Here is a 13,649-nt window from a genome sequence, read left to right on the forward strand (position 1 = left end):
ATTAGTATTGATTTGTACTTTCTACCTGAGATAGATGCAGCGCATGCTATATATTTCTATATGTTTTTGGATTCGCTTTTTGCATATGATGTTAAACTAACAAGATTAAAAAACCGTCCAATACTACCTCTCATAATTGCAACGGCACCATGTACCGCTATAAGTTCTCTGGCCAAAGGTTTATTTTCGACAGTTGATATCTGCTTAATTACTTCTTTGGCTTTCTGAGTCCCCCCTTCTTCATAAGCTATTAATACCTTCATTGCATTTTCTTCGGCTGTGATTTTTCTATGTTTTGGTGTATATCCCAATGCCGAAATCATCGTTTCGGCTAGTCCCCATGTTGACCAAGGATTTTGGCCTGTCACTAAGTTTTGATCACGGCTAATATGCTCTAAGTACATAGCTCCTTTACTAAAACGTGCACCCTGAGCTGTTAATTTATCTTGTAAAAAAAAGGGAAATATAGTCTCAGCATCAGGAATGAGTAGTAATTCCTCATCATTGGTAAAGCTACTCACTTTTTTGTTTTCCAGTAGCGGGCGGCCAGTATCGAGAGTTACATTTACCAAAGCTGCCGGACCATGACATACCGCTCCTATAACCTTATTTGATTGATATAAATGACGTACAATATTTTGAATAGCCTTGTTTTCTGGGAAATCAAACATTGCTCCTTTTCCTCCTGCAAAAAATACGGCCTCATACGCTTCTGGGTTAATATCTTTTACCATTATGGTATGTTTTACTTTATGTTGAGCAATGCTATCGTTTAAAAATGCAAAATCATACTTTCCCATATCATCATCATCAATCACAACTGGTGGTTCCCCTCCTAACGGACTTGCAATATCAACTTCAAAGCCATTAGCCATAAATACATAATATGCACGCGATAATTCGGTTAACTCATATCCTGTACTTTTATCGGTGCTCCCCATAGTAGCTGTGCTTGTTACTATAGCTAAGATTTTTCCTCGTGAGGGTTGGATGTCTTCAGATAAATATGGCAAATCAAATGTTTGTGTAGTAGATACATCTGGACCTATTTCTTCTGATGAGGGTAATAAACTTATAAACCACCAGCCAAAAATAAAAAGTAAGACGATTACACTACCAAGGACAGTTAGGCTCCATTTAAGGATTGGATATTTTTTAAACATAATATGATTTTTAGAATTACAGTGCGAAGTAATACCAAAATCATTGTATAAACTGTCGAAATGATAATTCCGTCAGATTAAATTATGTTTTGAACACCTTATGTAGTAACTAGGTAAGTAAAAAAGAGACCATCTATAAAGATGATCTCTTTTGAATATTCTAAAATAAATTCGATTAGAATTTTAATATCATAATTAGAGAAAAGTTAGCATATATAATGACCGCTCCAAGGTATATAACAACATACCTTAACACCATCTACATATATAAATGAGCCATCTCCACCACATGGACGACTTGGGCCTGCGCCTCCGTCAATACTTTTTTGTTCATTTTTAGATAACTCTTTAGATCCTGTTACATTTAAAAGTGCTTTTTTCATAATTCAGAATTTTAGGTTTTGAGAATATTTTTTAAATAGAAATCTATATAAATTTAATGTTTTTTATATGGTATTCAATCACGTTAATCAAATTTCTTGATTTATTCTACAAGTATTCTCCTACTCTATTATCTCTTTTACAAGGGCAGGAACCTTATTATCATTATGGGTTCTTGAATATTAAATCATACAAAACAAGATAAGATCACAATTAAAAGAGTCTATCATTAAACTGATAGGCCCTTTTACAGATAGAATTGGCTAATTCATTACCATATACAATTGATATGGTATTACTGTTACACTGCATTATGCTTCTTACTAATATGAGGTTTTTATTTTGCTAGTAATTCTCTTTTAAACCCGTTATTAAATTTGACATTTGTAGTGGTTTGTTCATACAATACTTTACCTTTAATATTACCGTCCCAATCTGCTGGAATTACTTTTCGCTTTGCCATAAAAGTATATCCGTTCACGGTTTCATATTCTATTTCCATAAGAGATATTCCTAATGCACTTCCTTTTACAGTAAACAAAAATCTATCTACAAGAAAAGTAGTTGGATTAATATACAGTACAAAATCATCTTGAACATCCCCTACTCCTTTTTCAAAACCTATTTTTATTATTTTGTAGTTGATCTTGTTATGTATTCTATCAGGCAGCTGCGTATAAACAATACCTTTATCTAATAACTTGGGCATCATGGTAAACCAATAATAATTGGCCCTACGCAAAAAATCAGAACTTAGCAATGCCCGTTTATCTGTCATCTTAGTATTTTCTAAAGCTATCCACGAATTACCAGTACTTTCATAATATTGAGTAACCGTTCCTCCCTTCTTAGGAAGTACAAATACATTATGCGTCTTATATTGTCCCCACGACACTTCTCCATCAAAAATATAACGCTCTATAGAAATATCACTTTTTTTAGTCTTTGGACTATAAAAATCATAGGTAAACTCAACGTCTTTTAATTTCTTAAGTAGTTCATAATTTCCTGTTTTAGCAACCATTTTTTCTATTAGCGCTTTAGCAGAATCACTACTTGATAATTCCTTTTTTTGGGCAAAGGTTATGTTAGCCAGTATACAGGCTATGCATGTAATGTATATTTTCAATTTCATAATCTTGTAATTTTATAAGAATTTATCGGCTTTTTCATTTTTGTCACGTTTTTTACGTTTTAGTCTTTTGTTTTTTCCTCCGCCAAAACGGTAAGACAGTCCAAAATAAACAGATTGGCTATCACGCCTAAATTCACCATCCTGAATAATAGTTCTATAGGCTTCAAAAGCAAATCTTTGCGTTCTAAAAATGTCATTAAAATTAACACTAAAAGTTCCTTTCCCTTTGGCAAAATTGTAACGTGCACCTGCATTTACGAAAACATTATCCTTTAATTCGTACTGTAATATTTTTTGCGGACCACTATAAAAAGTAAAGATTTGGAATGTTAAGTTTTTAGAAGCTTTAAAACTATTATTAATCTTTGCATTTAATAAAGTGTTATTAACCTTTACATTTTGACCTTCAATAACTCCTTTTTGTGTTCTGGTGTACACATCAAAGTTTGCATTAAAATTCCACCATTTTGTTGGTCGGTAACTTGCAGAAAATTCAACTCCATAAGCATCATTACTATCAAAATTTGCATAATCAAGAATGAGTAGTGTTGGATTGTTTTGATCAAAATAGCCTATTCTATTAATTTCATCTTCAATTTTTCTATAAAAACCACCAAATGTTATATTACCTTTATTTATTTTTCTGTTATAATTGAGTTCGACCGAATTAGTAAACTGCGGCCTTAAGTTTGGATTACCAACGATAATAATCTGGGGAGTACTAATCCGTCGTATAGGATTAATCTGGTTTAGTGATGGCCTATCAATTCGTCTACTAAAACTTAATTGATACGAGTTTTTCTGCTCTTCGTCGGGTGTGTATTTTAAAAACCCAGAAGGAAATACATTAAAAAGATGATCTTTAAAACTATCCTGTGGTTCCTCTACTTCATTAAATTGAGTCGTTACGCTATAATCTTCTAATCGAACCCCTACATTATATTGCCATTTATTAAAATTTTGACTAAACGTTGTATAAAATGAATAGATATCTCTATCATAAGAAAAAGTTGAATTTCTAAAATCAATACGACTCGTTTCATAAGAGTTATCGGTACGTCGCAGACGTGTTTCTACTCCAATTTCTACGATTGATTTCTCACTAAGAGGATTTACATAATCAAGATTTACTATCGTATTTGTTCGTTTATCATCAACAACTTCGGTATAATTGTTCACAGGTGAATTTCCTGCAAACTTAAAATCATTAGCAATATCACTTTGTAGCGTATTATAGTCTAATTCGAGTTCTATAGTATGTCCTTCTTTTGCAAACGAATGTAGAAAATCAACATTATAAGTAGAATTTATATTATCTCTTGTTATAGCATCAAATTGCGCAAAATTTGAAGGAGTATCATTAAAAAAAGTAAGTGTTTTTTTACCTTCAGTATCTGCATTAAACAAATTTTGATTGGTATATACAGAAAATGTGTTTCTCTCATTGATGTAATAATCGACACCCGCTTTAAATAGATGTGACGTACGACCATTATAATTTTTGGTTAATTGATTCGTTTGCTCTACCGTCCTAGTGACTGTACCATCTGTTACTTGCTCACCAAAACGATTGCCATAACTACCATAAAAATTAGTTTTCCCTGTTCTATAATTCAGACTTAATGAATTGTTGAATCGTGCTTTTTCTCCAAAAGTTACTCCAGAACTTATTGATCCGTTAAACCCTAAACGGGTGCTCTTTTTTAGGATGATATTAATAATTCCACTCATACCTTCGGGATTGTATTTTGATGAAGGATTAGTAATCAATTCTATGGTTTTAATTGATGTAGATGGTATCTGTTGTAATAGATCTGTAGTGCTAATATTGGTTGGTTTTCCATCAACCAGAATACGAACATTCTCATTTCCACGAAGAGAGATTTCACCATCCTGATTAACACTTACCGAAGGAATATTGCTCATGATATCACTAGCCGAAGCACCGGCAGTAGTTAAATCTTTTCCTACATTAATTACCTTTCTATCAATCTTTTGTTCAATAGTTGAACGTTCGGCTGTAATTTCGACTCCCTCAAGAGCGACAGCTTCTTCTTCTATTAAAATGGTCCCAAAATCGATTTTATTGTTTGATTTGGTGATTGTAACACCCTTTGTAACTGTTTTGAACCCAATAAACTGAACTTCAAAATCATATGCTCCAAAAGGAATTTTATCTACAAAAAATACTCCCTTGTCATTTGTAATCCCACCAGTTGTGATCTTATCTCCAGATTTAACAATTACGTTCACATAAGGTATAGGTTCTTGTGTATTTTGATCTAATATTTCTCCCGTAACTGTACCTGATTGTCCATACATACCTATAGAAATAAGGAAAAGGAATATAAATGCATGCTTTTTATTCTTTAAAAGGTAAAGTAACATTGTTTTCATAAAGTTCATTCTCAAAAAAATTATGGTTTAAGCGGCTAAATTATAAGAAGAGTAAACCCGTATAAAAAAAGCAGACAGAAGCAGTATAAGCGATGCTATAGATTAGGTTACAGCCGATATATGATTTTGTCTACGGTAAATAGATTTTCGGCACCACAAACCTGCAGTTTGGTGTCCTATACTAACTTGGGTTCTTTAAATTTGTACCTTTACAATCAATAGAAATAGAAAACGATATGCTACATAAAATCCAAAGCTTTCTGGAAGTTTCAAGATTCAAGTATCTTATATTTGGGCTTTTGATTTTTGTCTTTTCCGCTTCTACAGCTAGTTGGTATTATGCAACAACTGAAGAATTGTTAATCACTTACAGTATAAGAGCTATTCTGCAAATTGCCATGTCCTATGTGATTATAGAATTCTTAATTGTACATCTTCTAAATAAAGGTAAAGTCCTGATTTTTTGGATATCAATCATAATAACATTACTTACTTTTTACCTTATTTGCACCTTAACATATATACATTATTTTGAACCTACCTTCCCTGCAACGTATGTAAATTATATAAAACGTTTTACTGATACTTCACTTCTAGGGAGGTTTACCAACATAGGTGAATTTATATCAAAATCATTGTATTTACTATATCCAACATTTTTGATTCTGGTATTAAAACTTTATACAGAGAAGCAACGTTTACTAAAGTTAAATGAACAGAAAAAAACAACCGAACTTGCTGCTTTAAAAAATCAATTAAACCCTCATTTTTTGTTTAATACATTAAATAATTTACATGCATTAGCCTTAAAAAAGTCTGATGACACTACCAAAGTAATCCAAAAGCTTTCTAATATCCTCGATTATATCTTATATCGCTGTAATGAAAATTATGTATCATTAGATAAAGAGATTGATTTAATCGAGAACTATTTATCCTTAGAAAAAATCCGTTATGCCGATAGAGTAAAAATCTCTTTTAGTAAGCATGTAACAGGACAGGAAAAAATAGCTCCTTTATTATTGCTCACATTTATCGAAAATGCTTTTAAACATGGTGTTAAAGAAGAAATAAATCAAGCAAGTATCGAAATCAACATCTCTAAAAAGGGAGAGCAATTAGTTTTTAATGTAAAAAACAGTAAGCCGATGGGAGTTGATATTTCTATGAATAAAGATTCTATAGGTCTTAAAAACATAAAAAAACAATTAGAATTACTGTATCCCAAAGCATATGATTTGATTATTGAAAACAAATCAAATTCATTTTCTGCTAATCTTAAATTAGATATTATATGAGCTATACATGCTTAGTTATAGACGATGAACCTTTAGCCAGAGAATTAATCGAAACGTATTTAAATAAGCTTCCGGATTTTGAATTAATTGCTTCGTGCTCAAGCGCTATAGAGGCCAGTTCGATATTAAATACAACAAAAATAGATTTACTTTTCTTAGATATTGAAATGCCTGTATTAAAAGGGACCGATTTTTTTAAAAACCTTGTATACAAACCCCAGGTAATTTTTACTACAGCTTATCGCGATTATGCAGTAGATGGATTTGAATTAAATGCTGTAGACTATTTATTGAAACCTATATTTTTTGAACGCTTTTTCTTAGCTATTCAGAAGTTTTTAAAACAGGAAAGAAAATCGATTTTGTCTGATTCTTCAGAAGATACTACCAATAAGAAAACGGACTTTGTTTTTGTAAACAAAGCCAAAAAACAAATAAAAGTACTTTTTGATGATGTTCTGTATATTGAAAGCTTAAAGGATTATATTAAAATTCATTTAGAGAATGAAGCACTAACGATTAAAGAAAGTATCTCTAGTTTCGAAAAACGTATTGATAAACGTTTTATTCGTTTACATCGTTCTTATATTGTAAATAGCGAAAAAATTACAGCATATACAAAAAATGATGTAGAAATAGGAAGAATTGAAATTCCTATTGGAAACAGTTATAAAGATAATATGCTAGCTTTTTTTAAATGACTTGTATAAAATTTTCCTACAAAAAACAGGTATACAAATATCAAAACAACTTTAAAAACCTATTCTAAATACTTATTTTTTTAATTCCTCTAGTGCGAAAAATGGATTTTCATTAAATTCTTTCCAATCCTTCTTTAGCTGTTTATATAGCTCGTCAATTTCGGTGAAATCAATTTTTAAATCATCTTCTGATTTTTTGAGTTCCAGAATATACTCCATAAGTTCATAGCAGAGCGTAAATTGGCCACAGGCGATTAATGTATCCATTCTATTTTTGGCAATATCCTTTTTATCCCACCATAATGTTGTTGGAGTTTCTGATGCGGTTAATCCTATACTCATTAACAATTTGCTAGGTGCAGGTTTTATCTCCTTATTATAATTTGGTTCATTACCAGAATAAGGTGTTTTTTGACCATTTAGCTTGTACACTGTGGTAGTTATACGTTTATTTTGAAGTGAATATTTAGAATAAAACAAATCATAATTAAGCCTGCGCATTTGTTTCAAGAAAACATCATTGATCATTTTTACTGCAGATGTTAATCGATTTGTAAGCATCTGTTGCACCAATCCAATATCTAGTTTTTTAAAACTCAGGATGTCATCTACAAGTGGTTCTGGCACATTTTTTTTAAAAAGAGATGCCATCTTACTTTTAAAAAATTTCAGTACAACCGAGGCAAATCCCCCCAATATAGTAAGCGTTAAACCAATACCAATTAATATACTGCCAATGATATAGATTGCAGGCCATGCACAATCATCACAACTATTGAAAATTTTCATCGAATTTATTGCTACCATAAGTACTCCTATTACAAGAAGTATCCAATACAATGGTTTAATCCTGAAATATGCTAAGGCTTTCGCTACAAATTGTTTTAAAGAAACTCCTTTTTTCTCAAAACTATTATCCTGATGCCAGGGCACCATTTTAAAACTTCCAACATCATTTACGATGATAAGACTAAGTGCATTTTTCATTCTCTCATTAATTCGAATCATACTACCTACCCCTTGATTATCAGCAATACCACCATCCATGATCCCTACTCCATCAATAAATCTATCGAGGCTTTTCAATGCTTTATAATCTGTAGTATTATGATCTTTAAAGTAATCATCCGGGAATTGTAACGGTTCAAACCCAAGAGGAAAACAGGAAGATGAAGCGATAATATCTCCCAACTGCACTTTAAATTTAAGCTTTTCTACAGATGTATTAGAAAGTGGGGAGTTACCAAAAACCCCTGTGTTTTGAAACCTATACGTAAGTCCAAACGAAAAATCTGTAGCATTGTAACATACTTGCTTTAAATGTTTTGATGCCGGATTCTCAAACATAGAAAAATCACCCTTAAAAACTTCCATTTCGGCATATGTCAATGCAAATGCATTAATCAAGGAACGTGTCTTGTATGCATTGTTTTTCCATACGGTATCATCTTCCAGCTTCTTAATTGCCCGATCTAATAATCTATCATTTTTGGGTTCAAAGGTTTGGTAAAATTCTTTAAAAAATTCTGTAAAACTGTGTTTCGTATCCTGTGCAGATTTGGCATAAGCCACTGCCAAAAGAGTCCCGCCACTAACAGAACTTAGAGCTTCTACATACTCTAATAGAGGTTTTTCTTTAAATTTGACTTTATTTAAATATGAGAGTATTCCCAAAGAATAGAATGTTGCTCGATAACCACCACCGCTAAAACACAAGCCTATATTTTGAAAAGGAATAAAGGTACTTTCGGTACTACTATTGTCTTCACTCATAATTCCAGAATTTTATAGCATAATTTTAATAAAATTTAATGTGGGGAATTAAAAAATGACGATTATGATGTTTAAACTTAAGATGAACTTATATAGCTAACAATAGGTAAAAATACCTGTTTTTAAGCAAACATACTATAAGTAGTTTTTTTTATTGAATACAATCCTGTATTGCTTCATCCAAAATCGCTATTCCTAAATCTATTTCTTTTTTACTTATTGTTAATGGAGGAGCAATTCTAAAAACACTTCCGTAGCCTTTCATTCGAACTATATTCATATTTAACCCTAATTCCAGGCATCTACTGCATATTTTTTGACCCAGATCATCATCTGGCACCTTTGTTTCCCGATCCTTTACAATTTCAACACCTAATAAAAGTCCACTACCTCTTACATCCCCTATACATTCATATTTCTCATGTAGCTGTAGCAATTGCTGTTTTAAGTACTTCCCTTTTTCTAAAGCATTTTTGGCTAATTGTTGTTCATCGAGTATTTCGAAAGCAGCCGAGCCAAAAGATGCACAAAATGGATCGGATACGTGAGAAGTCACATAAACAAACCCTTTTTTATAACATTCTTCCTCTATTTCTGCTGTGGTAACCATTGCTGCCAAAGGAAGTCCTCCTCCTAGTGTTTTTGATAAGGTTAAGAAATCGGGAACAACATCATATTGTTCAAAAGCAAAAGTTGTCCCCAGACGTCCTAATGCCGTTTGAGCTTCATCAAATATTAGTAATAATCCGCGTTCATCGCATAGTTCTTTTAACCTTTTAACATAGTCGGGTTTTAATTCTATCATCCCAGCAGCACTCAATAAAGGTTCGGCTATTAATGCAGCGTATTCACCAACCGATTGCTGATCGGCCATTTTCATACCTACCTCCAGGCAAGTATGATCACAACTCCCTTTACAATGTGCAATTGGGCAACGATATTCATAAGGTGCCGGTATCATCAAACTACCCGACATCGCAGGTCCATATCCTTTTCTTGTTTTTGAATAGGTATACGATTGTGCTCCGGCCGTCATACCATGCCAGGACCCTGAAAACCCTATGATTTCAAAACTGCCAGTAACTAATTTTGCCATTCGTATTGCCACTTCATTCGACTCGGATCCTGTATTTAGAAATATACATTTGGATAGGCTATCGGGGAGTTTACTTGTTAATTTTTTGGCAAGATCAATAACCGGAGGAGACAAAATAGAACTTAGTAAATGAATCGCTGTATCACCTGACTTTTCTAATATTTCAACAAACTTTGGATGATTATGTCCAAATACAGAACACATTTGACCAGAAGTAAAATCCAGAATGGCATCTCCTTTTTTATTATAGATATAGCTTCCAAAAGCTTTTTCGGCAATAAAAGGTGAAAACTCACCACAATACCGTATTAGTGTTTCCTGGGCTTCTTCTACTTCTTTTGGGTTTAAATCTTGCATAACGTTTTACTTTTGATAGCAAGTTCGATCAATTTTAAACCCTAAAATTGTAAAATTCAATCATTTTTAACCAGGTCGGCATATTTTTTTGGGATCATCCCAACATTCATTTTAAAGTATTTATTAAAATGACTTTGGTCAAAAAAGCCCGTATCATAAGCAATATCAGTAAAACTATCTCTCGTCTTTATGTATTCTTTAGCTTTTTCTATTCGTAGGTTTTGTAGATAGCGAATAGGCGAAATCCCAATATTGGTTTTAAAAAGACGTTGAAAATGACTATCACTTAAACAGGTTAGATCCAATAATTCTTCTACCAATATGGTACGATTATAATTATGCTCAAAATGTACCAGTGCCTTTTTTAAAATAAGTTTTGACTTTGTTGAATTAGCACTAGTACTAATCAAAAAATGCTTAAATACATCCGGCACTCTGGTTTCTTCACTATTTGTAGCACCCAAATTCTTCTTATTGGTATCCCTGATCGATTCGAACCAGGCATCAAAATGATGTTTATACGAATAGCAATTCTGTATTATCGTTAGGCCTAATCTGTTACTGGAAATAGTATTGAAAGAGTATAATTTTGGAACCCGTATCACCTTATAATGAAAAAAGTTCTCTATTAATGTCTGGTGTGCCACATAGGGAGGGATTACGACCAAATCACCTGCTTTTAAGGTAAATATAGCATCTTTACATATAAGATTCGAACTTCCATTTATGATATAAGAAAATGTATAGCGATCCGGATGCAAATGCATCGGAAAAAAATGTCTTTTATCATAACATATGGTCGCACATTCCATGTTATAGGTAATTTATAATACGAAGGTAAGTAAAAAATATACGTACTCTTAACATAAAATTAGTCATTATAACGACAATACCAGTGTTTCTTAAATTGAATTTTTGAGCATTTCTATTTTAGAAATTGAAGAATTCTTAAGTATTGATAATGAAGATCGCGGACCTCAAACACGCGCTATTTTTATCAATTTTAGGTAGAAAACCCGCTATAAATTGGGGGTTTTAACTCTTTTTAATTGATTATGAATTCTATAACTTTAGTAAAGCTAAATATGGACTAACGGTATTCTAAATCTGTTATTATGAATCCAGCTTCTATCGATGAAGTAATCGAAAAATTAGAATCTATTCTACAGTGGTCAAAAGAACACTCTAGTCGAGTGGGCTATTTCGCTAGTTTATATTTGCGAGTAACCCAAACCATTAAAAACAAATTAGGTACCGGGTATTTTGATGATGATAAACGACTTGAAGAGTTAGATATTCATTTTGCAGCGCGCTATTTTAAAGTAGTTGAACAATTTCAAAATAATGATCCTACCATGCCCAAAGCATGGGCAGTTGCTTTTAATGCAATATCTGATCATGAGCTCATTATTGTTCAACACTTATTATTAGGCATGAATCCACATATCAATATTGATTTGGGAGCTGCTGCTGCAGAAATTGCTCCTGGAGCAGCTATTCATGATCTGCATGATGATTTTCAAAAGGTAAATACTATTCTTGCATCTATTATCCCAACTGTTCTGAAGGAGTTAAGTGAACTTTCTCCATTATTATACTTATTAGAGGATATTGCAAAAAAAGAAGAAGAGGCGATTATTAATTTTAGTATGAAAATCGCACGAGATTTTGCCTGGAAACTCGCTACCGAACTAGCGCCTCTTACCATACAAGATCAACAAGTCGTTATTGAACAAAAAAATGTAGATATAGCCAAGGTAGGTGAAAAAATTATTGACCCTGGTTTTTTGGCATCCTCTGTTTTGAAGGTTATTAATTCTGTAGAAGTAAAAGATGTCGATCAGATTATTGACACCCTAAATGCTGGAAACGAATTACTTGAATTAATAGAACAAGAACAAGGTATCATACTAAGTCCAGAAGCGCTTAAGAATGCTCCTAACCAAATATATTACTTTCGAATAGCAAAAGGAGAATGGACCGGTAATTTTAATTTTAAAATAAAAAGCTGGTCTAAAATGCTAAGAGCTTCGATTAGTATTAAAAATAAGATATTGCTTACTATGATGGGGTTATTTCAAAAAATAGTTGGAGATGCGGCTATCAAATCAATTATTACTCCTTTACCAGATGAAGGAAAAGCAGGTGTTGCCAAAAATGATTTCCGAATTCATAAAGGTTGGTTTACCCTTTTTATTTCTAAAGAAGATTACCTTTTATCTCCTAATGGCAAAGGAGTAATTGTAGATGCCCATGTTCGTTTTGGACCTTTTTCTTTTTTGTTTAGAGAACATGATGTGTATCCTGCTGTGATTTATGATAATGGGCTCAAAGCATTGTATCATATTGATTTGTTAGGCACCCAATTTGTTGGTGATTATACTGTTCGATCAGATCAAAAGCAGGTGCATTCGGTTTTAGAGAATGATTGGGCAAAAGCAGTAGAAATCTTGAATAAGCAATGATAGTTTATACTATTACATAGTAACAATAGTATACATAATAAAAAAAGCCCATCAATAATGATGGGCTTTCATTAAACTTGAAAGTATTAGATAACTTTTACGTTTACCGCGTTTAATCCTTTGTTACCTTCTTGTAGATCAAATTCAACTGCGTCGCCTTCACGAATTTCGTCTACTAATCCAGAAATGTGTACAAAATGATCTTTGTTAGCACCTTCTTCAGTGATAAATCCAAAACCTTTAGCGTCATTGAAGAATTTTACTGTTCCTTTATTCATTGTAATGTAATTAAATTTATTATATAATTTGTTTTGCAAAGATGGTGTCAATTATTTGATAAATAACAAATTAATTCATTAATTTTCAATTATATATCAAATTGACAGTAAAACCCTACTAAACAGAAACTGTCATTATCAAAACACAAAAGTCATTTAATAGAGTTCCATATATCCAAATATATTTTCCAGTTAGCTCCTACTTTTTTCCAGACGATTACATATTTACCTTTCCAGGTAATTTCTTCTCCATCAGCTTTTTTTGTAGTGCCTTGATAGGTACCATAATCATATGCTTCATTACCAATGATTTTAATTTCAATTGGATCTATTCTATGATTAATGATCTTTATTCCTTCAGGAAGCCTCCAATAGCCTAATATACCTTCAGTTCCTTCAATAATTTTTAGATTATTAGGGAATATTTTAGCATCCTTGGTATACGATTCACCGATCATTTTATAATCTGAAGTATTTACATATTTAGAAAAGTTTTTGCCGTTTTCTAATATTTGTTTGATCTCTGCTTTTTCTCCGATATAGTTTTGCCCAATTGCTTGATTGCAAATAAATATCAGAAGTAAAATTGATAAAAATGATTTCAT

12 protein-coding genes are annotated in these 13,649 nt (G+C 32.2%); 3 read left to right on the forward strand and 9 right to left on the reverse strand.

Annotation, left to right across the window (positions count from 1 at the left end):
• Positions 1-56: 56 nt before the first annotated feature.
• The 4 genes from NNH57_RS24810 to NNH57_RS24825 form a co-directional block, all read right to left on the reverse strand.
• Positions 57-1,163, reverse strand: coding sequence for a type 1 glutamine amidotransferase domain-containing protein (locus NNH57_RS24810; RefSeq protein ID WP_074406118.1), 1,107 nt, complete (start codon positions 1,161-1,163; stop codon positions 57-59).
• A gap of 206 nt (positions 1,164-1,369) precedes the next feature.
• Entirely contained in the window at positions 1,370-1,546 is a 177-nt protein-coding gene (locus tag NNH57_RS24815; protein ID WP_159025710.1) for a hypothetical protein, read from the reverse strand.
• Between the two features lie 335 nt (positions 1,547-1,881).
• Positions 1,882-2,679 carry a DUF6503 family protein gene (locus tag NNH57_RS24820; RefSeq protein WP_074406117.1) on the reverse strand — a complete coding sequence of 266 codons (798 nt, stop codon included), beginning with the start codon at positions 2,677-2,679 and terminating at the stop codon, positions 1,882-1,884.
• Positions 2,680-2,691: 12 nt separating this feature from the next.
• A complete protein-coding gene (locus NNH57_RS24825) occupies positions 2,692-5,076 on the reverse strand; it encodes a TonB-dependent receptor (protein WP_234423332.1) in 2,385 nt (794 codons plus the stop codon).
• Positions 5,077-5,312: 236 nt separating this feature from the next.
• Here NNH57_RS24825 and NNH57_RS24830 point away from each other — a divergent pair, with 236 nt between their 5' ends.
• Complete coding sequence (locus NNH57_RS24830) at positions 5,313-6,374, forward strand: sensor histidine kinase (protein ID WP_082994730.1); 1,062 nt, start codon at positions 5,313-5,315, stop codon at positions 6,372-6,374.
• Complete coding sequence (locus NNH57_RS24835) at positions 6,371-7,075, forward strand: LytR/AlgR family response regulator transcription factor (RefSeq protein ID WP_074406115.1); 705 nt, start codon at positions 6,371-6,373, stop codon at positions 7,073-7,075. The genes NNH57_RS24830 and NNH57_RS24835 overlap by 4 nt, the downstream gene beginning before the upstream one ends.
• A gap of 72 nt (positions 7,076-7,147) precedes the next feature.
• Here NNH57_RS24835 and NNH57_RS24840 read toward each other — a convergent pair whose 3' ends face one another.
• From NNH57_RS24840 to NNH57_RS24850, 3 genes are all read right to left on the reverse strand, one after another.
• On the reverse strand, positions 7,148-8,848 hold the full coding sequence (locus NNH57_RS24840) for a patatin-like phospholipase family protein (protein WP_108807504.1): 1,701 nt from the start codon (positions 8,846-8,848) through the stop codon (positions 7,148-7,150).
• Between the two features lie 151 nt (positions 8,849-8,999).
• The gene (locus tag NNH57_RS24845; RefSeq protein WP_108807503.1) at positions 9,000-10,301 is read right to left on the reverse strand and encodes an aspartate aminotransferase family protein; all 1,302 of its coding nucleotides are present in this window, start codon (positions 10,299-10,301) and stop codon (positions 9,000-9,002) included.
• Positions 10,302-10,357: 56 nt separating this feature from the next.
• A complete protein-coding gene (locus NNH57_RS24850) occupies positions 10,358-11,113 on the reverse strand; it encodes an AraC family transcriptional regulator (RefSeq protein ID WP_108807502.1) in 756 nt (251 codons plus the stop codon).
• Positions 11,114-11,416: 303 nt separating this feature from the next.
• Here NNH57_RS24850 and NNH57_RS24855 point away from each other — a divergent pair, with 303 nt between their 5' ends.
• Entirely contained in the window at positions 11,417-12,766 is a 1,350-nt protein-coding gene (locus NNH57_RS24855; RefSeq protein ID WP_074406111.1) for a DUF5995 family protein, read from the forward strand.
• 86 nt (positions 12,767-12,852) lie between these two features.
• Here NNH57_RS24855 and NNH57_RS24860 read toward each other — a convergent pair whose 3' ends face one another.
• Together NNH57_RS24860 and NNH57_RS24865 are read right to left on the reverse strand one after the other, a co-directional pair.
• Positions 12,853-13,044: a cold-shock protein gene (locus NNH57_RS24860; RefSeq protein WP_074406110.1), complete on the reverse strand. Its 192-nt coding sequence runs from the start codon at positions 13,042-13,044 to the stop codon at positions 12,853-12,855.
• A 152-nt stretch (positions 13,045-13,196) separates the two neighbouring features.
• Positions 13,197-13,649: a YybH family protein gene (locus NNH57_RS24865; RefSeq protein ID WP_074406109.1), complete on the reverse strand. Its 453-nt coding sequence runs from the start codon at positions 13,647-13,649 to the stop codon at positions 13,197-13,199.

This window comes from Aquimarina spinulae (assembly GCF_943373825.1).
GTDB lineage: Bacteria > Bacteroidota > Bacteroidia > Flavobacteriales > Flavobacteriaceae > Aquimarina > Aquimarina spinulae.